This window comes from Pseudoalteromonas luteoviolacea NCIMB 1944, from assembly GCF_001625565.1.
Taxonomy (GTDB): domain Bacteria; phylum Pseudomonadota; class Gammaproteobacteria; order Enterobacterales; family Alteromonadaceae; genus Pseudoalteromonas; species Pseudoalteromonas luteoviolacea_F.
The window spans coordinates 64,106-87,411 of the sequence record NZ_AUXS01000012.1 but is presented as its reverse complement, the minus strand read 5'-3'; the positions used below and the strand labels follow the sequence as shown (position 1 = coordinate 87,411).

Below are 23,306 nucleotides of genomic sequence, written 5' to 3'. Positions count from 1 at the left end.
AGAAGGCATGAAATGGATGCTAACTTTGATGCTGGTTTTAGTCACCTCAGCCTGTACTCATAAAGTACAAGTTGAGACTAAAGAACCTATCACCATCAATTTAAATGTAAAAGTTGATCACGAAATCCGTGTGAAAGTAGACAAAGAGCTAGACGATTTGTTTAGTGATGACAGTGAATTATTCTAGGGAGCGAGAACATGAAAGCAAAACTAATTTTGACCACAATCGCAGCGGCATGTATGAGCTTTTCTGTGATGGCTTTATCAATTAATGAAGCTAAGTCACAAGGTATGGTTGGTGAAAACGCATCCGGATATTTAGGTGTTATTAAGGGCTCAGACGATGTGAAAAAACTTGTCGCGGATATCAACAAGAAGCGCAAAACCAAATATCAGCAGTTGGCCAAGAAAAATGGCATCAGTCTATCGCAGGTAGAAAAGCTTGCTGCGGAAAAAACCTACAAAAAAACGTCTGCAGGTCACTTTATTCAAGTGAAAGGAAAGTGGGTTAAAAAGTAAATATACCTGTTGGCTTGCAGCGTCAAGTTGCGCTGCAAGTCCGAATGAAACGGCTATTTATGATGTGAGCAGCTGGCGAGTAGCTGTTGCCAAAAAGCTTCACCTTTTCGCCTTGCTAGTCGAATGTTATTGTCTGGGATAGATTCAGGGTCATCATACTCTTCGAGAGCGGCAGCCATGCTACTTTCTCTGATCAAATGGAGGGTAGGGAAAGGGGCGCGGTTGGTGTAATTAGCCGGATCAGTTTCATCACTATCTGCAAAAACGTAGTCGGGGTGAAAGGTCGCAATTTGATATGTCCCTTCAAAACCTTGTGCGCAAAGCATAGCATTTGCTAAATCGACTAAATCTAAAAAATCCCCGAAATCAACGAAGCCCTCCGAAAAGCTAATTAATGTTGTTTCTCTTTTTGGGTTCTGATTTAGCTCAAAGCACTGCTCTAGCATGTCCATTACGGCGTCATCATGACTGACAGCACTACTGATATGATAGTAGATAGCGTTTTGCTCGACTTCTTTTCTGGCAAATGGACAAAAGTTATATTTTACAATGACCTTACTGACCCAGCTCTTCATCGTATTAATGATATGTTCACTCATTTACTGCTCCAACAGTGAATCGATAATATTGAGCGTGCGATTAATCGCGCCTTGATTTTTTGCCAAGCAGGCATGCGCATTCTGCCCCAGTTTGTGGGCTGCGTTTGAATCGCTTAATAGCGTATCTAATTGCGCTGCTAACTCGCTGTTATTTGAGCATATTTTAGCGCCGTGCATTGCTGTTAGTTGCGGGTAAATATGAGAAAAGTTGTAAGTGCTTGGACCGCTTAATACACCCACTGAGCTCGCTGCGGCTTCCAGAGGATTGTGACCTCCTCGTTCGATCAAGCTACCGCCGACAAAGGCTACATCTGCGCAGCCATATAAAAACTTAAGCTCGCCTAGGGTGTCCGCTAATAGCACTTCACTGGTATTTTCAAACGATTGACTGCGACGGCTAAATGTTAGGTTAGCGTCACGCAACAAGTTTGCAACCGCATTAAATTGCTCAGGGTGACGCGGTGCAATGATCAACAGCAATGAAGGCATTTTAGCCAATAAACTTTGATGTATTGCGATGATTTGCTCATTCTCGCCAGGGTGAGTTGACCCTGCAATCCATACCGGACGCTCGCCAAGCTGAGATTTGATGTTCTGCAATTTAGATATGTCATTTTCGCTAAGTTCGACATCAAACTTAATTGATCCGGTCGTGATAACTCGTTTTTCTTCTAACCCCAATGTAGTAAACCGCTCAGCATCCTCTTCGTTATGGCTTGCAAGTACATTAATATTTTTCATGATATTACGGCTTATCGCTGAGAATTTTTGATAGCCATGAAACGATTTCTCCGACAAGCGGGCATTGACCACTGCAACGGGGCAGCAATACTGATTGGCATAATGAAATAGGTTTGGCCATAGCTCAGTTTCTAATACGACGACTAGCTTAGGTTTTAAGCGTTTGATAAAACGACGCGTCGAAAACGCAAAATCAATTGGCAGATAACATGTGTAGACCGAATCTTTAAATTGTTTTAAAACTTCAGCTCGACCAGTTGGTGTGTTACACGTGATCACAAACGGATATGATGGATAGCGCGTTTGCATTTTTTTTATTAAGGGGGCGGCCGCGAGTACTTCACCTACAGATGCACAATGGACAACAATAGCTCCCTCGGGAATACTGGCATCTATCTGTCCGAACCTTTCGCAAAAATGGTGTCTATAGCCGGGGTTTTTCTTCCCTCTGATCTGATACAAGTAAATCGAAATGAGTGGTGCAAGTAGCAGCAGCATGGTGGAGTATATAAATCGAGTCATGGCATCAGGGTACAAATAAAAGGGCAGTTTAACGCGTTTGTAGTTGGATGAAAATTACTATAACAATTTTACACATATCTGGGCGTGCTCAAAAGCCCTTAATTTGCTAGTATGCTCGCCCCTGTTTGTATTTGAAAGAAATAAAATGTTGTCAATTTATAAAAAGTTGTTGTTTGCTGTTACTTTGATACTGTTTTTAAGCTCTTCTTTAGTGTACGCGACGCCGACTGCTTTCCTTCCTATCGGCAAAGATAAGATCTTGGAATATCAAGTAGATAAAATGTTTGCATTAACGGCGGTAACACCGATGAGCAAACCTTATCGTATTACTGAAATCAATAAGCATATTGTTAAACTTGGCAACATAGACCCAGCTTTGCAAGCCAGCATTCGAGCACGTATCGCTCCTTATTTACAACAGGATGGCATCACGCGTCGAGGTTTTAAATTACGAGCTGACTCGGGTGAGGAGCAAAAACTGGCAAATGATCGTGGAAATTACTCGGGTGAGTATGCTGAGTTGTCCTTGGATGGCATCTACCGAGGTAGCAAAAGCTCGTTAGTGCAATTGGGCGCAGAATATCGTGTAGAGTCAGGTAAATTAGTGCCATATAACACTTTTTACGCACTTGGTGGAGAAAATCTACAATTAAACTTAGGGTATAAAGAGCACTGGTTTTCGCCATTTAAGCACTCCGCAACCATATATTCTACCAATGCAAAAGCTCCTTTATCCGCTTCTTTGGGGTTAAATTCACCACTTCAAAACTGGTGGAATTTCGATTTTGAAATTTTCTATTCTGAGTTAGAACATGTTGAAGATGGCATTATGTATCAGAATACACTGCATGATGGCACTCCGCGTCTTGCGGGTACACAACTCAACTTTGAACCATTGCAGAATTGGAAAATTGGCATTAACCGTATCATGCAATTTGGTGGCGGCCCGAGAAAAGTTGATTTCAAAGATGTAGTTAAAGCCTATTTTGATCCTGCTGGAAACGATAACAGCGGTAAAACAGGTAGCCAAGACGCAGAGCTTGGAGATCAGTGGGCTAGCGTTACGACCGTATTTAAAACCAATTGGTGGACAACCGCTGAGTGGTATCTAGAACATGGTGGCGAAGATACTCGAGAGCACAAGAATTACTTGTTTGGTAATAATGTTACGAGCTTTGGTGTTCATTTTCCGAATATAACCAAAGATTTAGCCATCAGGTTTGAACATACGAATCTACATAGCCTTTGGTATGTAAATAAAATCTATGCAAAAACTGGTAATAGTATAGATAACTTTGTTATTGGACACTTTGCGGCAAACAACAGAACGTTTAATGATGGTGTACCCACGACCAATAATGTACTTGAGGTAACTTATACAGAAAGCCTAGACTCGATGTGGAATCTGAAGCTGACGAACGTAAAAAACAAAAGCGGTTACGTAAATGAGTTAGGTGGTGTGAGTGATACCTATGAAGATATGCGTGAAATAAAACTGTCAAACTCGAGAAAAATTGATGGCTATCAATTGGAAACAAGCCTGACTGTTGGAAAAGATGTATACGGAGAAAGCTACACTTGGCTTTCAGTCAATGTATACTGGTAAAACACGGGTAAGTATTAAGAACTAGCACCATATTTGGGCTTGTAATAAATTTAAGGTTCACTATGTCAGTCAATGAACAGATTGCGAATAGCTATTTAGATAGCTTGGAGCGCCATATGGCGCTATTTGCTAATATGGCAAATTACCATAAAGAATCAATTGAGCTTTTAAAAGCGTGTCAAAAAACGCTCGCCTCTGGTGGCAAGGTTATTTGGTTTGGTAACGGTGGAAGCGCGGCAGATGCGCAGCATTTAGCTGCCGAGTTTGTGGTTCGCTATAAATTAGAGCGTGGACCTTTGGCTTCAATTGCGTTAACAACAGATACGTCAATTTTAACCGCACATAGCAATGACTATCACTTTAACACTGTTTTTGAAAGGCAAGTTCAGGCTCTGTGCAAACCGGAAGATTTGGTGATCGGACTGACAACTTCAGGCACCAGCGAAAACATCAACTTAGCACTTACCGCAGCGAATGAAATAGGCGCTTATACGGTCGCATTAACAGGCCGAAAAGGCGGGGATGTAAAAGACATCGCTAAATTGCCAATCATCATCGATTTTGATGAAACCGCGCGTATTCAAGAGGCGCATATGTTTATAGGTCACTGGTTATGTGAAGCGGTCGACCTGTTAATCTCGGAGCAAAGCCTATGAAACTAGCTGCTTTACAAAACCTTCACAACGCCAGCATTCTCGTTGTGGGTGATGTGATGCTTGACCGTTACTGGCACGGTGATACTGGCAGGATCTCTCCTGAAGCGCCTGTTCCAGTTGTGAAAGTAAGTAGCCTAGAAGATAAAGCGGGTGGGGCAGCCAATGTTGCGAAGAATATTGCGCATTTAGATGGCAAAGTGGGGTTATTAGGGCTAATTGGTCAAGATGATAACGGGCACAAGCTACGCACTATTTTAGAAAACGATAACATTGAGTCTCAGCTCGTTGCTGTAGAGACTTTGCCAACGATAGCAAAAATGCGAGTTATAAGTCGGCATCAGCAAGTTGTCAGACTAGATATGGAAGAACAGTTTCTGTCAGAGCATAGTGCTTTATTGGTAGCTCAGTTAAAACAGGTTATCGATAATTATGATTTTGTTCTCTTTTCGGATTATAACAAAGGCGCTCTTGCAAATATCCAAGAGATGATTGAAATTGCCAAACGAGCAGGTAAAACGGTTTTAGTAGACCCTAAACTCAGTGATTTGTCAGTTTACCGAGGTGCTGATTTTATCACCCCTAACTTGAATGAATTTAAGTTAGCTGGTGGTGATGTTAGTTCTGAAACAACACTAACGGAGAGTGCCAGAAAGCTGATTTCTGAAGCCGGCATAGGTGCTATGCTACTCACGCGCTCTGAGCAGGGGATGTCGCTCATTTCTGAGAGTGAAAAACATGACTTTGCCGCGCAAGTTTTAGAGGTGAGTGATGTTACAGGCGCTGGTGACACTGTTATTGCGACCTTGACGGCTATGTTAGGCGCAGGGTTGAATGCCAAAGATGCGGTTGAGATGGCGAATTTAGCTGCGGGCATCGTAGTTGGAAAACTGGGTGCCGCAACGGTTTCACCAGAAGAGTTGAGTGCAAAACTGAGTCAATATCTCAAAGATACTGGTGAGCATTATCAAGCGCCATTTGAAGACGTGTTGCAACACATTTCTTTTGCTAAGCAAAATGGTGAAAAAATCGTGTTTACCAATGGGTGTTTTGATATTTTACATGCAGGGCATGTTCGCTACTTAGCACAAGCAAAAGCAATGGGAGACAAACTAGTCGTCGGGTTGAATAACGATGAATCAATATCACGTTTAAAAGGCCCAGATAGACCAATTAACCCACTCAACGAACGTGCTATGGTTATTTCAGCTTTGGCTTCTGTCGATTGGGTGATCCCATTTGGCAAAGAAGAAGAAGGCGATACTCCGGCCAATTTAATTGCAACAATTAGTCCGGACATCCTAGTTAAGGGTGGCGATTATAAAGTTGAGGAAATTGCTGGGGCTGAACATGTTTTAGCACAAGGGGGCCAGGTTGAGGTCCTGTCTTTTTTGGATGGTTGCTCAACCTCTAATGTGATTAAAAAAGCACGGCTCAGTAAAAGTTAACCGCTTAACTCGGTTTTATAGGCGTTGTGTAATATTTGCCAATGCCTTTTTTCAAAAAAGAAAGCCGGCCATTTGCTGGCTTCTTTTTTAAAAGAGCGCGCAAGTCTGTCTATGTTCGCCTGTTGCCAATTTGCTTCTTGTTCGCGAATATCGCCTTTATCAAAATCAATCAGGTGAACAACACCTTGTTTGTCAAAAAGAATGTTGTTGATATTGAGGTCATCGTGATATACCCCATTGTTGTGAAATTTAGCTATGGTACGTCCAATAGCTTGTAATTCGACATTGCTTGCCACACGTTGCCGAAGGATTTCGCATAGGCTTTTTGCGCCTGTAATGGCCTCTGTTAAAATATCAGCACGATAAATACCAAAGCGTATTTCTACATATGCAGCTATGGGGGCTGGTACTGGTAGATCTAATGCTTTGAGTTCAGTAAGTAATTTGAATTCTTTATATACGCGGGTGTTAGTTAGCCCAACAAACAGGTATTGATCGCTGAGCAGCCTGCCTATTAAACCGCCTCGCCAGTAGTGTTTGAGAACGCCGACTTGGCTTTCTTGATATTCTATAAACCATGCTGGTGCACGGCCTTGTTTGCTCGTAATAATGGCTTCTTTTTGACGCCAATATTCCACGTTAAACCAATTATGGGTAATCTTCATTGCACAGTCTTGAGGCTGTAAAATGTAGCTGTTATTGGTGTGTTCTATTTTAAGCATAATTGGTTTGCACTGGAATAAAGTGAGGCAAGTTTAGCGGCTTTTTCTCTTGAGTGAAATGCACAAGTGTTGCAAATCGAAGTGATTAATTTAAGATCGTGCGTTCATAAACAGATAAGGTGGGACTGAGTGTCTAAATCAATTGCTTCTATTTGTATACTAAGGTTATCGGCCATTGGTGACGTATGTCATGCTGTGGCGGCTGTTCAAGCTATTCAACGTGCACATCCACAAGCCAAGATCACTTGGGTGATCGGTAAAGTAGAGGCTATGTTACTGGCTGACTTACCCGGTGTTGAGTTTGTTGTGTTTGATAAAAAGCGTGGTAAAGCTGCATTTAAAGACCTCAAAGCGCAATTTAAGGGTACTAAGTTTGACGTGCTGTTACATATGCAAGTTGCATTTCGCGCCAACTTGGCGGCCTTATTTATTCCTGCCAAAGTAAAAATCGGCTTTGATAATGCGCGTGCTAAAGAGCTACATTCGCTGTTTGTCAATCAGCGAATAGCCAAACAAACTGAGCCTCATGTTCTCGAAGGCTTCCAGCAGTTTGCACAAACCATTGGTGCCAAGTTAGAAAGCCCTCGCTGGGAAATGCCATATACAGAAGACGATGAAATGCAAGCTCGCTCTCTTTTAAGTGGTTTGCAGCGTATTTTGGTTATTTCCCCAGCGGCAAGCAAAAAAGAGCGTAACTGGTTGCCTGAGCGCTATGCCGCATTGGCAGATTACGCCGCAGAGCTAGGTTTTGATATTGTACTAACCGGCGGTCCAACTGAGCTTGAACGGAATTTGAGTAGCTCAATTATAGAGCACGCCAAATGTAATATTCTGAATTTAGTTGGTCAAACGCAGCTAAAAACATTACTGTGCGTGCTTAAACAAGCGAAGCTTGTACTTGCGCCAGATACTGGGCCTGCGCACATGGCTGTAACGGTTGGTACGCCTGTGATTGGTTTATATGCCCATTCGAACCCTAAGCGCACTGGGCCGTATTTGTTTCAAGATTATGTCGTTGAGGTTTATCATAAAAATGTCCTCGCTCAAAAGGGCAAACCTGCTAACGAATTGCCTTGGGGAACTCGAATTAAGGGTGCGGAACTGATGACGCAAATTGGTGTCGATGAAGTTAAAGCGATGTTTGATAAAGTTGTTGAGCAAGAGAAATTATGAAGTCTAAAGCAGTATTTCTAGATAGGGATGGCGTTATTAATCACGATCATGCCTATGTACATGCCATCGAAGAGTTTGAATTTATCGACGGCGTATTTGATGCGTGTAAATATTTTTCAGACAATGGCTTTAAAATTGTCGTGGTCACAAACCAATCTGGTATCGGCCGTGGTTACTATGATGAAATGCAATTTCAAAAGTTAAGTGATTGGATGTGCCAACAGTTTTCATCACATGATATCAATATTTCGGGAGTTTACTTTTGCCCACATCATCCAAAAAAGGCGCTGTCGCAGTATTTATTGGACTGTGATTGCAGAAAGCCAAAGCCTGGTATGATATTACAAGCCATTGAAGAGCATAATATTGATCCAAAGCAGAGCATCATGGTTGGTGATAAAGTGTCAGATATGCAAGCAGCAGAAGCTGCTGGAGTGACAACAAAAATCTTAGTATGTTCTGGGCAAACTTTAAGCGATGAAGACAAGTCCCATGCTGATTTGGTATGTGGTTCTTTGGCTGAAGTGCCAGAGAAATTGGTGTAACGCCCAGTAAGCTTTACGCGAAGGTAAAACAAGATAATCACAATTCGTGCAATTAGCTTGCGAACCTTTTAAAATATACTCAAGTAATTTAACTCATTCATACAACAAGTGGGTAATTGGCTTGAGTATGACTTTTCATTTGGTGTGTATTCTTTTTATTGATTTACCCTGAGTTTTAGCGTCTAACGAGTCGAAGAAAGTGGTTTGTATTGTGGAATCACAACGCATTCTTCGAGTCCTTAAAGTCGTGTGTTCACCTCAGTAATCAAGTTAGGTATACACACTCCGTGCAACCAATGGAGACTCTACATGAGATCAGCGGCATTCTACAGCCAACTTCAACAACAAATAGAAGAAGTTAAAGCTGAAGGCTTATATAAAAAAGAACGTATTATCACATCACAACAGCAAGCTGAAATTGCTGTTTCAACGGGTGAAAGCGTAATTAACTTTTGTGCAAATAACTACCTAGGTTTAGCCAATCACCCAGATTTGATCGCTGCTGCACAACAAGGGTTGTCAGACCATGGCTTTGGTGTTGCATCTGTACGCTTTATTTGCGGTACACAGGATATTCATAAGACGCTAGAAGAAAAAATTAGCGAGTTTTTGAAAACTGAAGATACTATTCTTTACTCTTCATGTTTCGATGCGAATGCAGGTCTATTTGAAACTATTCTTGGGCCAGAAGATGCAATTATCTCTGACTCATTGAATCACGCCTCAATTATCGATGGTGTTCGTCTTTGTAAAGCAAAACGTTTCCGCTATGCAAACAATGATATGGCTGACTTAGAGAAGCAGCTGATCGCAGCCACTGAAGCGGGCGCAAAGACGAAGCTTATTGCTACAGACGGCGTTTTCTCAATGGACGGTGTGATCTGTAATTTAGCCGCGGTGTGTGATCTGGCAGACAAATATGATGCATTAGTGATGGTCGATGATTCTCACGCTGTCGGTTTTGTCGGTGAAAATGGTGCAGGTACACCAGAGTACTGTGGTGTAATGGATCGAGTAGATATTATTACTGGTACGCTTGGTAAAGCACTTGGTGGTGCTTCTGGTGGTTATACGTCAGGTAAAAAAGAGATCGTAGAATGGTTACGCCAACGTTCTCGTCCATACCTATTCTCAAACTCTTTGGCTCCTTCAATCGTGACAGCGTCGATTAAAGTATTAGACATGCTTAAAGATGGCAAAGCACTACGCGACCAACTTTGGGAAAATGCGGCGCATTTCCGTACTGAGATGGAAGCAGCAGGTTTTACGTGTGCAGGTAAAGATCACGCTATAATTCCTGTGATGTTAGGTGATGCAAAAATGGCTGCTGAAATGTCAGATCGATTGTTGGCAGAAGGCATCTATGTGATTGGCTTCTCATTCCCTGTAGTACCTAAAGGCCAAGCTCGTATTCGTACGCAAATCTCAGCAGCGCACACTAAAGAGCAGTTAGATAAGGCCATTGCTGCGTTTATCCGCATTGGTAAAGATTTAGGTGTGATTTAATTGCTAGGTGCGTTTGCACCTACTTTCTAACGAGTGAATATTATGAAAGCATTATCCAAGTTGAAAGCCGAGGAAGGGATCTGGATGACAGATGTGCCTAAACCTGAAATGGGGCACAATGACTTATTGATCAAGATCCGTAAAACCGCGATTTGTGGTACCGATGTCCATATTTATAAATGGGATGAGTGGTCACAAAACACAATTCCAACTCCTATGGTGGTAGGCCATGAATATGTTGGGGAAATTGTGGATATGGGACAGGAAGTTCGCGGTTTTGAAGTCGGTGATCGCGTCTCAGGCGAAGGTCATATCACATGTGGGCATTGTCGAAATTGCCGTGGTGGTCGCGTTCACCTGTGCCGCAATACTATCGGTGTCGGTGTTAACAGAGAAGGCTCTTTTGCAGAGTACCTTGTGATCCCAGCTTATAATGCATTTAAGATCCCGGACAATATTTCTGACGAATTGGCATCGATTTTCGACCCATTTGGCAATGCAGTTCATACGGCTTTGTCATTTGACTTAGTCGGCGAAGACGTTCTGATAACAGGTGCTGGTCCAATCGGTATCATGGCGGCGGCAGTAGCTAAACATGTTGGTGCTCGTCATGTTGTGATCACTGACGTCAATGAATACCGCTTAGAGCTAGCACGTAAGATGGGCGCTACAAAAGCGGTCAATGTGGCAAAAGAAAGCCTTGAAGATGTTATGCAAGAACTTGGTATGACAGAAGGTTTTGATGTTGGTTTAGAGATGTCTGGTGTTCCAGTTGCATTTAACAGCATGCTGAACAACATGAACCACGGTGGTAAAATTGCGATGCTAGGTATTCCTCCGAGCGATATGGCTGTTGATTGGAACCAAGTGATCTTTAAAGGTCTCGTTATTAAAGGGATCTATGGACGAGAGATGTTTGAGACTTGGTATAAAATGGCAAGCCTTATTCAATCTGGATTGAACTTAGAGCCAATCATTACCCATGAATTTAATGTGGATGATTTCCAACAAGGCTTTGATACAATGATTTCAGGTCAGTCAGGCAAGGTTATCCTAGACTGGACTAAGTAATTTACGTCTGAAGTATATCAGCGGCTTTTTGAGTGTGTGCCCATTGCTAGGTATCGATGCTTGAGAGGCCGTTTTTTTAATGAGAGAGAAATGTCTTTTAAACATATTAGTGTTGAACAAACACAAGAATTGATGTCTCGAGAAGAGGTAGTTGTTGCGGATATACGTGACCCAAATTCATTTTCAGCGGGCCATATACCTGGTTCAGAGCACTTGTCTAATGAAAATTTAGCGCATTTCATGCAGGAAAAGGAATTTGAGCAACCAATAGTTATTGTCTGTTATCACGGTATCAGCTCTCAAAATGCTGCAAACTACTTGGTTGAGCAAGGTTTTGAAGAGGTGTACAGCATGGATGGTGGCTTTACCCAGTGGGAGCAAGCGCTTCCTAACCACATCGAAAAATGAAACAGCTAGGCTCCTTTTCAGACCCTAGAGCGGTTCAAGGAGCCGTTGATTATCTGAAAACACTAGGGATAGACAGTCAGCTTCATAGTGAAGATGGACGAAACGTGTCGGTATGGGTCAATGACCAAGATTGGCAAAGAGCGGATGCTGTTTGGCAGGAGTTTCTGACAAATCCGTACCATGAGAAGTATAGTAAGGCGTCTTGGCAAGTTGGTGCGACAGATAGTGGCTTACAGTATCACAGTGCCAAGCTTAATTTGTTGCAACGTTTTTTCCACTTAAATTGGTTTATTCAGAGCATTGCCATAGCCTCATTGCTTGTTTATGGCGGTTACTATTATTTTACCCCCGCAGATGTATTTAATGCGCTCAAGTTCGATGTTAACCATCCTTTGAGCTGGATAACGCCAACATTTATGCATTTTGGTGTTATACACTTGCTGTTTAACCTTAGCTGGTGGCTATATTTGGGCAATCAAATTGTGCAAAGAACTGGCTTTATTATGTTAATTACTGTTTTTACGGTCAGTGCATTATTAAGTAATTGGGCGCAGTTTTTATTGGTTGACGAAAACTTTGGTGGCTTGAGCGGAGTGGTTTATGCGCAAATGGGGTTCTGTTGGATATTGTCCCAATTGAACAAAGATCAACAACCTATATTGTCAAATTCAATTATTGGCTTCATGTTGTTGTGGATGGTTTTAGGGTTTGCAGACGTGTTGTTTATCAGTATGGCAAACTGGGCCCACCTATTTGGTCTATTGTCGGGGATGAGCCTTGCTGTTTTAGCCCAACGTCTTAGTGATAAAGGTACTTAGTAAATAAAACCTCTCGCACAATCTCCTGGCCAGTTTCATCTTTTAATAAGGATTTCAGCTTTGCTGCACAGCGTTGTCTGATTTCCTCTCTGCCAGTTAAAGATTTAATTGTTTCTTCTGGCTCTTTACTGAGTATCTGCACAATGGCATCCCTCAATAATGGAGTATGGTGTTCGACTACCGCAATATTAGCGATATCATCTAGCATAAGATCTATGGTTACTCGAACATAACCCAATTTTTTGTTGGATTGACCAATATAGTTCGTAATGATATCCGGTTCGAAACCATAATAGCCAACATTAGACTCGGCTTTGAGTTTAAAGCTTGCTGTGCTGATTGTAAGTGCCACTAATAGTATAAGAGTACGAACCATAATCGCCTGAAAATATGTAACTAAATATCAACAATATCGTTAGTTTATACTTAATTGTAGAGCATGAACAGCGAGCATTTAGATAATAGTGAACTTTTTTGCATTGCCAAGCTTTGCTATTATGTCTGCGTTTAGTCTTAATTGAATTATTGAATTGTTAAAATATCCTATTTCTTTAGATTTTAGTTGGGGCAGCTTTGAGCAAGTTGCCGACAAAGCGCCGGAAAATATACATGATCGGCTATTGGAACAAGGCTCTTTGACCGCTTTACTCAAGAGTCAAAGCAGCAGCTTTAGAGTGAAAGTGATTAATGAGCAACACCTAGCGCCTCCCGCTTATATTTGTCGACTGCTTGGCGATGTAATGGAAACCGCCATATGTAGAGAAGTATTGCTATATTGCGATGATAAACCTCATGTTTATGCTCAGAGTTGGATTTCGCTTGAAGCGAACCAATACGGGTTGAAAAACCTTGGTGAGAGCCCATTAGGTGACAAGTTGTTTCAACAATCTTCATGGCAAAGAGGTGATTTGGAAATCGGCTGTGTTGAAGACGCTGATGCGCAATTGAAGTTGTGGCAGCTTTTTGGTGTAACAGACATTCCAGTATTTGCCAGACGAAGTGTATTTACCAATCACTCTGCTAAAGTTCTGGTATGTGAGATGTTTAACAGCGAGATCGAGTAAATGAAAAGTGCGACATTGCGGTTTGAAAACTACCCTGAATACAAGCAATTAATGCGACTTGATAAGCCCATTGGTACGTTCTTATTGTTATGGCCTACGATGTGGAGTTTGTGGTTAGCATCAGACGGCAAGCCAAGTTTATTGCATATTTTTGTATTTACCTTAGGCACTTTTTTAATGCGCAGTGCAGGCTGCGTTATAAACGATTACGCAGATCGAAAAGTAGATGGAGCGGTAAAAAGGACTGCAATGCGGCCTTTAGCACGTGGGGCTGTGTCTGAGAAAGAAGCCCTAACGCTTTTCTTTGTGCTGATAATTGCATCATTCTTATTGGTACTTACCTTAAATTGGCAAACCATAGTGCTTTCTTTTGGCGGTGTGATACTCGCCTCGTTATATCCCTTTATGAAGCGATACACTCACCTCCCACAAGTTGTTCTGGGGGCTGCGTTTGGTTGGGGGATCCCGATGTCGTTTATGGCTGCCACAGGAGAAGTTCCTTTGATTGCATGGCTGCTATTTATTGCGAATGTTTTATGGACGGTTGCTTATGACACCATGTACGCCATGGTTGATAGAGATGATGATTTAAAAATAGGCATTAAATCAACAGCTATTTTGTTTGGACAATGGGATAGACATATTATTGCGCTTCTCAATATTAGCTTTATGTCATGTATGTTGGTAGCTGGCTTATATTTTTCGCTGGATATATGGTACTGGGTGGCGTTTACAATAGCGACGTTTGGGCTGGTTTATTTGCAAAGAGAGATAGCTGACCGAGGTAGAGAAGCGTGTTTTAAAGCATTTCTAAATAATAACTATATTGGTTTAATGCTGTTTTGTGGTGTATTTCTTGGTTAGGGTTTTGGCCCACACTGTAAAAAGTGTGGGCATTAGCGCGTCGAGTATAGAGAAGGATTAAGAATGCACTGGCGCACCATTTACTTGCAGTTGAGAGGCTGTCTTTTCAATCAACTGTAATAGGCTATTTACATGACTGTTGCCGCTTAGCTGGTGGTTAGTATTGATAACTAACTGCTCGTGACTATTGTCTTTATTAGTCTTAAGAAGCGCTAACTCAGGATCTTGTGCAATCGTTTTAGAATGTTCAATACTTGCAATAGCGAAGCTTTGGCTGTTTTTTAAACCATCGATCACTTGTGTTATGTTGCCAATTTTCACACTAGTTGACTTGTTTAAACCTTCAACAGCTTCGTTTAGCATGCTTTGGACCTGCTTAGATTGAGAGAAGCAGCTATACATAGGATACTGTGATAATTCACCTCTACGAATACACTCTTGTTTTGCAAGAGGATGTTGTTTAGATACAAAAAGAATAAGCTGATCAGGTAAGTGAATATCACTGATTAAGCTCGTTGCTGATGATAAGTAAACACTGATATCTACTTCACCAAGCTGAAGCTTTCTCGTAAGTTCATGCTCATCAAGTAGTTGCATCTCAATTTTCACATTTGGAGAATCTGCTAAGAATCTACCACATGACATTGGTACAATTTCACTGGCTTTTGCGGTGTAACCAACAACTAGCTTTTGTTGATCTCTACCGAATAAACTTTGCTTGATAGTGTTTTTCGTTACATCTAGCTCGCTAAGTGTCGCTTTGCAGTAATTTAGAAACAGTTCACCTTGTTCTGTTAGTTTTACTGAACGTGTAGAGCGTTTGACAAGCTCACACCCAATTTCATCTTCCAGAGTTTGTATGCTTCTTGTCAAAGCTGATGTACTAATCTGGGTTTGTTCGGCAGCCTGTCTAAAGTGACGTAGGTTGCCTAGAGCAACAAATTGCTCAAGTTGTTCAAATCTCATTTGAAATTCCTTTTATTTCAACAAAAATGCAATCATGACGTTGATTTCCTAATACTAATACAGATTAAGGAAACATCCAAGTGAATTTTTTACATTTCGCTTACAAAGTTTTAGTCGGGATAGGTATCCCTGATTAAAATGAATTGTTCCAGATTATTTATAAACAAATCAACTAATTTGGGATCAAATTGCTTAGATTTCTGCGATTTTATCTCTTCAAGCACTTTTTCGAGCGACCAAGCCTCTTTATAACAGCGTTTACTACCCAAAGCATCGAAAACATCGGCAATTGCAGTAATTCTTCCAACAATATCAATATCTTCTCCACTTAGACCACGAGGGTACCCTGTACCATCCCACTTTTCGTGATGCTGGTGAGCAATTGTTGCGCCACATTGCAATATTTCATTCGTTGATTTTTTCAATATGTCAAAACCCAACTGCGCATGAGTTTTCATTATTTCCCATTCATCATTGGTCAGCTTACCAGGTTTGTTTAATATGACATCGGGGATCCCGATTTTACCTATATCATGTAGCGGAGATGCCATCTTTATTATCTCAGAGCGATAGCTGTTAATGCCAGATAACTCCGCAAGTAACTTACTGTACATAGCGACACGCTTTACGTGAGAGCCTGTTTCCTTAGAGCGTTTTTCGACGGCTTCACCTAGGATATATGATAGCTCTCTTTGCGATTCTTTGACTGTTTCTCGTAACTTTATGTTGTCGTGAGCCAGTGCGATGTTATTGGCGAAAAACTCTAACAACTGGCAATCTGTACTTCGCAACGAACTCTCTTTACTGACGTATAGCATAGTCTCTAAGCCACCTTTAGAAGTAAAGTAGCCGACATACTCATTGCAAGACTTGCAAGAAGTTTTCCTGTTATGGGTTTCAATAAATAGGTTTTTGACGTTATTTGGTATTTTGTCAGAACTGGGCTCCACACCTTCTCCAGAAGCAGCTAAAAGCTTAAACTGAGAGCCAGCATCGGTTTGTTTATTTGTCGCCGCGGCACAATAAATCTCAGAGTCAGAAAGCCCCAATACCTGCGCAACATGTTCAAGTATTGTTGATGCAAAATCTTGCACATTATCACATTCCAAAAAGCTGGATGAAGCTGCAATGATCCTTTCCAGCCCTTTTTTGTGGAGTTCAATTGTCTGTATATCACGGTGTGAACGTAGTGCAGAGTACAGAAGGGTTTTTAGCTTTACAGCAGTCAATTCTGTTTTATTTTTGTAGTCATTGATATCGTAGTCACGAATAACAGATTCTTCAGGGGCTTCACCTGGTTGACCGGTTCTGAGAATCAAGCGGATATCGTGGTTTGCCATATCATTGCGAATAAACTTGATTAAGTCTAGGCCCGCATGGTTGCTTTCCATAACAACATCAATAAGCCCAACTGATATACTCGCTTGGTCTTCCAGTATCTCCATTGCTTGTTTGGCCGAGTATGCATGATGAAAACGTAAAGATTTGTCTTCAAACTTAAAGTCGGATAAAACCAACTTTGTTACTTGGTGAATGTCCTCTTCGTCGTCAACGACCAACACATCCCAAAAAGCACGCTCCTCGGGTTGTGAAGTTTCCTCTTTTAGATGCTCATTTGAAAAAAGAAAACCGCTCACACATGACCTACCTTCAGCTATTGATAATGTCAGTATAGTAAGGCCAATTCGAGTTGCTTACTCTTGTAGTGGCTTTTTTTCAATATTATTTAGCTCAATCTCTATTGCATCGCACGAAATATGAATTTCGTACAAGGACAACATGAGAGATCCGATCAGGCAGCACAAACTGACTCCAAATAAGATGATCCCTAGCAAGTTAATGTCGATGAACAAAGCAAACATCGAAAGTGTGCAAAGAATAAATGAGAACACGCCCCATACTTGCATTAAGCGAATTAGTTTGATGCGTTTTTTTAAATTATTGATTTGCTGAACAACGAGCGGGCGCAAAGTGTCACCTTCTCTCGCATTTAACTCGCGAATTAGCTGAGCGAGTACTAAAAAGCGATTAGTATAAGCGAGCAACAACAATGAAATAGCGGGAAATAATAACCCAGGTGTGGTAAGCGTCATAGAGCTCTTCCAATTTACACACTACAATATTGTTTATGATAGCAAAATTAGCATTGAGTGCGATGGTTAATGAATTAGATAAATGGTGCTGTGTTTTTAGCACCGATAATATGATTGAGGCACACCTTGTAAATGGCCTTTTACACCAAGCCCGTATTAAAACGACAATGCAAGGAGAAGCACTATCTTCCACTTTAGGCGAACTGCCTTTTGCAGATAACACCATTAAGATCTTCGTACCGGCGATAAAGTTGCCCCTTGGCGAAGAAATCTTGGTAAACTACCACCAGAAAAAATCAAAATTAGATTGGCAGTGTCGATATTGCAATGAGCTGAATGGCTCAGCTTTTGAATATTGCTGGCATTGTGGAAATGAGTATGAGCAAAGCAAATAACTTTCAGCGCATTCGTGAGTTGAACTATTTACAAAAAGCAGCACTAGCCGCTGCTATTTTGGAAAGAATGACGCCAAACTATGGCTTATTTAGTGAAGCAACGGGGTTTGGTGATGAGCAGGTGTTTAGAAATGCCCTGAATCTGTGCTGGGAAAAATTACTACTGCCAAAAAGTAAAATTAGTCTAGAAAAGCAAATCGAAAAAATTGAACCTAATGTACCTGAATTATCAGATTTTGACATGTTTGGTACTTACCCCGCGATTGATATGGCAACAGCGCTTCTTGGTTTTATTCAAGGTATTATGACCAAAGATGAAATTGAGTTTGTTAATGTTGCAAAAATCTCTCAGGCAACGGTCGCAAGGTATATTGAGTTTTTGTTAGCGCAAGAAGATATCATGCCGGATAATAAGCTCGTCAGAGAGCATCCATTGATGCAGTATGAAATCGAGGTTTTAGGTGAGTTAATCGATTTTGTTGAAGGGATGGGACGAATTTCCTCTGAAACAATCAAGCAATTAAAAGCGCAAGCGATCATCGATGGCCAAACCAATATTGGTTTAGCGATTGAGCGTGAATAGTAAAAAATGTAGTGGAGAACAAGGTTGCGTATTTTAGGTATTGAATCTTCTTGTGATGAAACTGGTATTGCAATTTATGATGATGAGCAGGGGTTACTCGCACATCAATTATATAGTCAGGTAAAGGTACATGCGGATTATGGTGGTGTCGTGCCTGAGCTTGCTTCTCGGGATCATGTTCGCAAAACTATTCCGCTGATTGAAGCTGCGTTTAAACAAGCTGGGTGTGGCCCGGATTCATTAGACGGAATTGCATATACGGCGGGCCCAGGGTTAGTTGGTGCACTTCTTGTTGGTACGTCTATTGGGCGTTCTTTGGCATTTGGCTGGAATATTCCCGCGGTGGCAGTACACCATATGGAAGGCCATTTACTCGCGCCTATGTTGGAAGAAGAAAAGCCTGAATTTCCATTTGTGGCACTGCTCGTCTCAGGTGGTCATACCATGATGGTTAAAGTTGCTGGAATAGGCGAGTATGAAATCTTAGGCGAGTCGGTGGATGATGCGGCTGGGGAAGCATTTGATAAAACGGCTAAGCTACTGGGACTGGATTATCCTGGAGGTCCTCTTTTAGCAAAACTAGCTACACAGGGCACAGCTGATAGGTTTGTATTTCCAAGGCCAATGACTGATAGGCCCGGTTTAGACTTTAGTTTCAGTGGTCTTAAAACGGCAGCGGCAAACACCATTAAAAATGAAGGTGACGATTTACAGACTAAGGCTGATATTGCTCACGCTTTTCAAAGTGCCGTGATTGATACGCTAGCAATTAAGTGCAAACGAGCCCTAAAACAAACGGGTATAAAGCGTCTGGTTATTGCCGGTGGTGTGAGCGCAAATGTGGAGTTGAGAACCAAGCTTGAACGTATGATGCAAGGGATGAAAGGGCGGGTCTATTACCCTCGTACTGAGTTTTGCACAGATAATGGTGCGATGATAGCCTTTGCAGGTATGCAACGTCTGAAAGCTGGCCATACAGCCCCTTTAGATATGAAAACACAGCCCCGCTGGCCGTTGGATAGTTTGCCGGCAATCTCTTAATCTTTTTTAGGCGTTTTCTTACCGACTTTAGGCTCCTTTCCTTGCAGGAGCCTAGTTATGTTTGCTCTATGTCTGAAGATAATCAAAACGGTTAAAAAAGCAACTGGTAATGTATATTGGGGCTTAATGAACCATGTATAAAAAGGTGCTGTAATAACTGTGACTATGGCAGCAAGAGAAGAGTAGCGAAACGCCCAAAGCACAAGCAGCCAGGTTAAAATAAGCAGTCCTGCCAATGACACGCCGATCGGCAGTAGTGCACCAAATGCAGTGGCTACCGCCTTACCACCATTGAAGTGAAAAAAAATCGGGTAAATGTGGCCAAGGCAAGCACTGACAGCAACCGCACCAAGCCAAACTGGCTCAATGTTTAAAAAGTAAGCGCCCCAAACAGGAATAGTCCCTTTTAATACATCAAAAATAAGTACAAGTGCTGCGGGGAGTTTACCGCCTATACGCAAAACGTTAGTGGCTCCAGGGTTATTGGACCCAGAAAAGCGAGGATCGGGTAGCCTAAACATCCTCGAAATCAAAATCGCAGAGGAAATCGATCCAAATAAATAAGCACAAATACACATTAATATGACTAACACAAGCTTCCTTATTTTTTATTGCTTTGTTTTGGGCTATGATCGCGATTCTTTTTACCCGGCCTAAATTATTGCGCCGACCCATATTAGTCATGCTAGGAGTATACATGGACAAGGTCTATATCTCGCAACTGCACGTCGAGACCATAATAGGAGTTTACGACTTTGAGAAAGAAAGTAAACAGAGCCTTTATTTTGATATTGAAATGTCTACAGATATTACCCCAGCAGCGCAGACTGATGACATCAACCTTGCAGTTGATTACGCAAAGGTAAGTGAACGTGTAATCACTTTATCAGAAACAACACAAGTAGAGCTTTTAGAAACTTTATTGGAAAAGTTAGCTGCAATGATATTAGCTGAGTTTTCAGTGAGTGATGTTCGAATTAAAGTCAGTAAACCTGCTGCGGTCGCACAGGCTAAGACTGTCGGCATTGAAATTTATCGGAAAAAGTAGCATGGCAGAAATATACATTAGCATTGGCTCCAATGTTGATAGAGAACGACATTTTAAAAATGGGCTTGCGGCTCTGATAGATCATTTTCCCAATTACAAACACTCCAATGTATATGAGAGTGAGCCTGTAGGTTTTAATGGTCGGAATTTCTATAACTCAGTATTTGCAGCAAACACCAAAATGGGTGTAGAAGAAGTTTGCAAATTACTAAAGCAAATCGAGCGTGATAATGGTCGAACGCCTGGAGATAAGAAATTCAGCCCACGAACTTTGGATTTGGATCTGCTGTTGTATGATGACCTAATTTGCGATCAGCCCGCTCAGTTGCCGCGGGATGAGATCTCTAAGAATGCATTTGTATTGTTGCCATTATCCGAAGTCGGTGGTCATGTCACACTACCAACAACTGGTGAAAGCATATCTTCTCTATGGGAGAATTATCATAATCCAAACCAAAAACTATGGAAAGTGGAGCTGTAACTGTTATGAGTATTATTGAAATTATTGTTTTAGCATTAATTCAGGGTCTAACTGAGTTTTTGCCAATATCAAGTTCAGCACACTTGATATTACCTTCACAAGTATTTGGGTGGCAGGATCAAGGTCTTGCTTTTGATGTGGCCGTTCATGTCGGTACGTTATTCGCGGTCATTATTTACTTCCGAAAAGAAGTCGCAGAGATCCTTACCGCCTGGTTTAAATCATTTGGCAGTCAGGGGACAACAGATGATAGTAAGCTGGGGTGGTTTATTTTGCTCGCGACTTTACCTTCACTGCTCATTGGCTATTTTGCGAAAGATTTTGTGGAAGAATACTCGCGAAATGCATGGATCATAGCGGGCACAACTATCGGTTTTGGTTTGTTACTTTGGTATGCCGATAAAACGGCCAAACAAATAAAAACGATTTATCAAATAAACTGGTTTATGGCGCTGTGTATTGGTTTGTCTCAAGTCATCGCGATGTTGCTGCCCGGAACGTCACGTTCAGGGATCACAATGACGATAGGATTGATGATGGGCCTTAACAAGCAAAGTGCAGCACGTTTTTCTTTTTTAATGTCAATCCCAGTTATTGCCGCTGCTGGCAGTTATTTGACCTATAAGCTACTCTCAGAGGGAGATGAGTTTAATGTCTCAGACATTGTGACTGGTGCGGTTCTGTCATTTTTCGCAGCTTATGCATGTATTCACTTTTTCTTAAAGGTCATCGAGAAAATGGGTATGTTGCCGTTCGTTATCTATAGATTGGCGCTTGGCGCTTTCTTAGTTATTTATTTATCAATGTAAAAGATAGAGCGGGGGTCCCCGCTCTTTTTTCCTCAAGTAATGAGTGGTTTTTCATAGACGACAACTTCCGCGCTCCCTAGTGGGTCGCTATGAACGGTAGTCGTAACGTATTCTAAGCCTATTTTTTTCATAATCTTTATCGATCCGCTATTGTCTTCGAGTGCAATCGCCGTCAACTTGTTTGCACAGTGGTGCTCGGCTAGCGCGCCAGCGATCTGCATTGCGGCTTCTGTAGCGTAACCCCTTCCCCAACTTGATTGCATAAACCGCCAGCCTATCTCTAAGTTAGAGTCATCTCTGTGCTCAGTAAAAAAGTCCATTGGGCGTACCAAAATCCAACCGATAAATTCATTGTTATCTGTTAAGAAGCAGCCCCATAACCCCCAGCCTTTGTCTACATTGGTGAACTGATTGAGTCGGGGTATGAAGATAGTGTCTATATCTTCTTGGGAAGTGACCTTGCCACCGTTGATGAACTGCATCACTTTTGGGTCTTGGTCCAGTCTAAAGAGTAATTGACTATCGGCAGGGGTGAGGAGCCGATACTTAAGTCTGTTTGATTGATTAACCTTCATAATAAATGCTTTATCCTTTTATTGTCAGACTTGGTACAATGGCCTGTCGTTTTATATGGGAGATTATTTTGGGCAATTCTGTATTGGCACTGCGCACGCAGCAAATTTCTGAATCGAAAAGAGAGTTTAAAGCTCGTGGCTCTAAGCTTGCTCGTTGCGAGACATGTTTATTAGCTGAACCTTTGTGTATCTGTGCCGGGGTGAAGCAAGCTCAGTGCTCCAGTGCTGTATGTTTATTAATGTATCACAACGAGAGCTTTAAACCATCCAATACAGGGCGTTTGATCGCGGATATTGTGCCTGATAATCATGCTTTTAGGTGGGACAGAACCGAGCCAGATAGCGCTTTAATTGCTCTATTAGAAAACCCACAATATCAACCTATCATTGTTTTTCCCAAAGACAATGTCGAGCCTCAACGCCTGATTAAAAAAGTGCACCGCGAAGCGACAAAAAAACCACTATATATTTTTCTAGACGGTACTTGGCGCGAAGCAAAAAAAATGTTCAGAAAAAGCCCTTATCTTGACAAGTTTCCCGTGTTGTCAATATCACCACAGAGTATGTCTAACTATAAGTTAAGAGTTGCCCCCCATGAACATCAGTTGGGCACAGCTGAGGTAGCATGTATCGTTTTGGCCGAAAATGGTGAATCTGAAGCCGCTGAGAATCTCACCGAGCACTTTATAGATTTTAGAGATGCGTATTTAAGAGGGAAGCGTAGTAAGTTCATTGAAGCTTAAAGCAAACACGAAGATAGCGCGACTCTTTCGAGCCGCGCTTGACGGAATCTTCTAAACAGCATCCTGCTATGTTGAATAACTCAACTCCCTAATTCATTTCCATACAATTCGCTTGGTGTTTTGGTTCTGCGAATTATTGCGCATCCTGCACATATCCACTTGGGTTTTCCTAACCCCATCCTAAGTTGCATCAAAACATCCAATGTTTGATATTACCCTGCAATCATTCCTTATGGGCTTCTCCATTACCCTATCCAATTCCATTAAGTCCTGACATCCTGATTTTGTGAACATCCTTACTTAAATATTTGCG

The 23,306-nt window shown here is 41.7% G+C and carries 29 protein-coding genes; 20 read left to right on the top strand and 9 right to left on the bottom strand.

Annotated features, from left to right (window positions below):
* Positions 1-7: 7 nt before the first annotated feature.
* Entirely contained in the window at positions 8-187 is a 180-nt protein-coding gene (locus tag N483_RS01645; RefSeq protein WP_023399504.1) for a YnbE family lipoprotein, read from the top strand.
* An 11-nt stretch (positions 188-198) separates the two neighbouring features.
* Positions 199-519 (top strand): YdbL family protein, encoded by a 321-nt coding sequence (locus N483_RS01640; protein ID WP_023399505.1) that lies wholly within the window; start codon positions 199-201, stop codon positions 517-519.
* A 53-nt stretch (positions 520-572) separates the two neighbouring features.
* Here N483_RS01640 and N483_RS01635 read toward each other — a convergent pair whose 3' ends face one another.
* Positions 573-1,118, bottom strand: coding sequence for a DUF1415 domain-containing protein (locus N483_RS01635; protein WP_023399506.1), 546 nt, complete (start codon positions 1,116-1,118; stop codon positions 573-575).
* A complete protein-coding gene (gene waaA, locus N483_RS01630; RefSeq protein WP_036976285.1) occupies positions 1,119-2,381 on the bottom strand; it encodes a lipid IV(A) 3-deoxy-D-manno-octulosonic acid transferase in 1,263 nt (420 codons plus the stop codon).
* Positions 2,382-2,526: 145 nt separating this feature from the next.
* Between waaA and N483_RS01625 the strand changes: the two genes are divergently transcribed.
* The 3 genes from N483_RS01625 (at position 2,527) to hldE (ending at position 6,088) form a co-directional block, all read left to right on the top strand.
* Complete coding sequence (locus N483_RS01625; RefSeq protein WP_023399508.1) at positions 2,527-3,987, top strand: capsule assembly Wzi family protein; 1,461 nt, start codon at positions 2,527-2,529, stop codon at positions 3,985-3,987.
* Between the two features lie 62 nt (positions 3,988-4,049).
* Entirely contained in the window at positions 4,050-4,643 is a 594-nt protein-coding gene (locus tag N483_RS01620) for a D-sedoheptulose-7-phosphate isomerase (RefSeq protein WP_023399509.1), read from the top strand.
* Positions 4,640-6,088, top strand: coding sequence for a bifunctional D-glycero-beta-D-manno-heptose-7-phosphate kinase/D-glycero-beta-D-manno-heptose 1-phosphate adenylyltransferase HldE (gene hldE, locus N483_RS01615; RefSeq protein ID WP_023399510.1), 1,449 nt, complete (start codon positions 4,640-4,642; stop codon positions 6,086-6,088). The genes N483_RS01620 and hldE overlap by 4 nt, the downstream gene beginning before the upstream one ends.
* Here the strand turns inward: hldE and N483_RS01610 are convergent.
* Entirely contained in the window at positions 6,085-6,810 is a 726-nt protein-coding gene (locus tag N483_RS01610; RefSeq protein WP_023399511.1) for a 3-deoxy-D-manno-octulosonic acid kinase, read from the bottom strand. The two genes, hldE and N483_RS01610, sit on opposite strands and share 4 nt — an antisense overlap.
* A 129-nt stretch (positions 6,811-6,939) precedes the next feature.
* Between N483_RS01610 and N483_RS01605 the strand changes: the two genes are divergently transcribed.
* From N483_RS01605 to glpG, 6 genes are all read left to right on the top strand, one after another.
* On the top strand, positions 6,940-7,983 hold the full coding sequence (locus tag N483_RS01605) for a glycosyltransferase family 9 protein (RefSeq protein ID WP_023399512.1): 1,044 nt from the start codon (positions 6,940-6,942) through the stop codon (positions 7,981-7,983).
* The gene (gene gmhB, locus N483_RS01600) at positions 7,980-8,528 is read left to right on the top strand and encodes a D-glycero-beta-D-manno-heptose 1,7-bisphosphate 7-phosphatase (protein WP_023399513.1); all 549 of its coding nucleotides are present in this window, start codon (positions 7,980-7,982) and stop codon (positions 8,526-8,528) included. Before N483_RS01605 ends, gmhB begins: the two co-directional genes overlap by 4 nt.
* Positions 8,529-8,837: 309 nt before the next feature.
* Positions 8,838-10,034, top strand: a complete 1,197-nt coding sequence (locus N483_RS01595; protein ID WP_023399514.1) for a glycine C-acetyltransferase — start codon at positions 8,838-8,840, stop codon at positions 10,032-10,034.
* A 42-nt stretch (positions 10,035-10,076) separates the two neighbouring features.
* The gene (gene tdh / locus N483_RS01590) at positions 10,077-11,105 is read left to right on the top strand and encodes an L-threonine 3-dehydrogenase (protein WP_023399515.1); all 1,029 of its coding nucleotides are present in this window, start codon (positions 10,077-10,079) and stop codon (positions 11,103-11,105) included.
* A 90-nt stretch (positions 11,106-11,195) separates the two neighbouring features.
* A complete protein-coding gene (gene glpE, locus N483_RS01585; RefSeq protein ID WP_023399516.1) occupies positions 11,196-11,513 on the top strand; it encodes a thiosulfate sulfurtransferase GlpE in 318 nt (105 codons plus the stop codon).
* Positions 11,510-12,331, top strand: a complete 822-nt coding sequence (gene glpG, locus N483_RS01580) for a rhomboid family intramembrane serine protease GlpG (RefSeq protein WP_023399517.1) — start codon at positions 11,510-11,512, stop codon at positions 12,329-12,331. Before glpE ends, glpG begins: the two co-directional genes overlap by 4 nt.
* Here glpG and N483_RS01575 read toward each other — a convergent pair.
* Positions 12,312-12,707, bottom strand: coding sequence for a flagellar basal body-associated protein FliL (locus tag N483_RS01575; protein ID WP_023399518.1), 396 nt, complete (start codon positions 12,705-12,707; stop codon positions 12,312-12,314). The genes glpG and N483_RS01575 overlap by 20 nt on opposite strands.
* Positions 12,708-12,861: 154 nt before the next feature.
* On the opposite strand from N483_RS01575, the gene N483_RS01570 reads away from it, so the two are divergent.
* Both N483_RS01570 and ubiA read left to right on the top strand, forming a co-directional pair.
* Complete coding sequence (locus N483_RS01570) at positions 12,862-13,395, top strand: chorismate--pyruvate lyase family protein (protein WP_023399519.1); 534 nt, start codon at positions 12,862-12,864, stop codon at positions 13,393-13,395.
* A complete protein-coding gene (gene ubiA, locus N483_RS01565; protein WP_023399520.1) occupies positions 13,396-14,259 on the top strand; it encodes a 4-hydroxybenzoate octaprenyltransferase in 864 nt (287 codons plus the stop codon).
* A 57-nt stretch (positions 14,260-14,316) separates the two neighbouring features.
* On the opposite strand, the gene N483_RS01560 is transcribed toward ubiA, so the two are convergent.
* From N483_RS01560 to N483_RS01550, 3 genes are all read right to left on the bottom strand, one after another.
* Complete coding sequence (locus N483_RS01560; RefSeq protein WP_023399521.1) at positions 14,317-15,225, bottom strand: LysR family transcriptional regulator; 909 nt, start codon at positions 15,223-15,225, stop codon at positions 14,317-14,319.
* A gap of 110 nt (positions 15,226-15,335) precedes the next feature.
* Entirely contained in the window at positions 15,336-16,862 is a 1,527-nt protein-coding gene (locus tag N483_RS01555) for a DUF3369 domain-containing protein (RefSeq protein ID WP_023399522.1), read from the bottom strand.
* Positions 16,863-16,919: 57 nt separating this feature from the next.
* A complete protein-coding gene (locus tag N483_RS01550) occupies positions 16,920-17,318 on the bottom strand; it encodes a DUF2721 domain-containing protein (protein ID WP_023399523.1) in 399 nt (132 codons plus the stop codon).
* Positions 17,319-17,353: 35 nt separating this feature from the next.
* Here N483_RS01550 and N483_RS01545 point away from each other — a divergent pair, with 35 nt between their 5' ends.
* The 3 genes from N483_RS01545 to tsaD are packed head-to-tail and all read left to right on the top strand — an operon-like array spanning position 17,354 to position 19,337.
* Entirely contained in the window at positions 17,354-17,713 is a 360-nt protein-coding gene (locus N483_RS01545) for a putative signal transducing protein (protein ID WP_023399524.1), read from the top strand.
* Complete coding sequence (locus N483_RS01540) at positions 17,697-18,296, top strand: YjaG family protein (protein WP_036976290.1); 600 nt, start codon at positions 17,697-17,699, stop codon at positions 18,294-18,296. Before N483_RS01545 ends, N483_RS01540 begins: the two co-directional genes overlap by 17 nt.
* A 24-nt stretch (positions 18,297-18,320) precedes the next feature.
* The gene (tsaD, locus tag N483_RS01535; RefSeq protein ID WP_023399526.1) at positions 18,321-19,337 is read left to right on the top strand and encodes a tRNA (adenosine(37)-N6)-threonylcarbamoyltransferase complex transferase subunit TsaD; all 1,017 of its coding nucleotides are present in this window, start codon (positions 18,321-18,323) and stop codon (positions 19,335-19,337) included.
* Here tsaD and plsY read toward each other — a convergent pair.
* A complete protein-coding gene (gene plsY, locus N483_RS01530; protein WP_023399527.1) occupies positions 19,334-19,930 on the bottom strand; it encodes a glycerol-3-phosphate 1-O-acyltransferase PlsY in 597 nt (198 codons plus the stop codon). The two genes, tsaD and plsY, sit on opposite strands and share 4 nt — an antisense overlap.
* Positions 19,931-20,034: 104 nt before the next feature.
* On the opposite strand from plsY, the gene folB reads away from it, so the two are divergent.
* Genes folB through N483_RS01515 form a run of 3 tightly spaced genes read left to right on the top strand, consistent with a single transcriptional unit; the run spans position 20,035 to position 21,675 of the window.
* Positions 20,035-20,385: a dihydroneopterin aldolase gene (folB, locus tag N483_RS01525; protein WP_023399528.1), complete on the top strand. Its 351-nt coding sequence runs from the start codon at positions 20,035-20,037 to the stop codon at positions 20,383-20,385.
* Between the two features lies 1 nt (position 20,386).
* Complete coding sequence (gene folK, locus N483_RS01520) at positions 20,387-20,866, top strand: 2-amino-4-hydroxy-6-hydroxymethyldihydropteridine diphosphokinase (protein ID WP_023399529.1); 480 nt, start codon at positions 20,387-20,389, stop codon at positions 20,864-20,866.
* Positions 20,867-20,871: 5 nt separating this feature from the next.
* Positions 20,872-21,675, top strand: a complete 804-nt coding sequence (locus N483_RS01515; RefSeq protein WP_023399530.1) for an undecaprenyl-diphosphate phosphatase — start codon at positions 20,872-20,874, stop codon at positions 21,673-21,675.
* Positions 21,676-21,707: 32 nt separating this feature from the next.
* Here the strand turns inward: N483_RS01515 and N483_RS01510 are convergent, their stop codons facing one another.
* Entirely contained in the window at positions 21,708-22,250 is a 543-nt protein-coding gene (locus tag N483_RS01510; protein ID WP_023399531.1) for a GNAT family N-acetyltransferase, read from the bottom strand.
* A gap of 68 nt (positions 22,251-22,318) precedes the next feature.
* On the opposite strand from N483_RS01510, the gene N483_RS01505 reads away from it, so the two are divergent.
* The gene (locus N483_RS01505) at positions 22,319-22,993 is read left to right on the top strand and encodes a tRNA-uridine aminocarboxypropyltransferase (RefSeq protein ID WP_036976298.1); all 675 of its coding nucleotides are present in this window, start codon (positions 22,319-22,321) and stop codon (positions 22,991-22,993) included.
* Positions 22,994-23,306 lie beyond the last annotated feature (313 nt).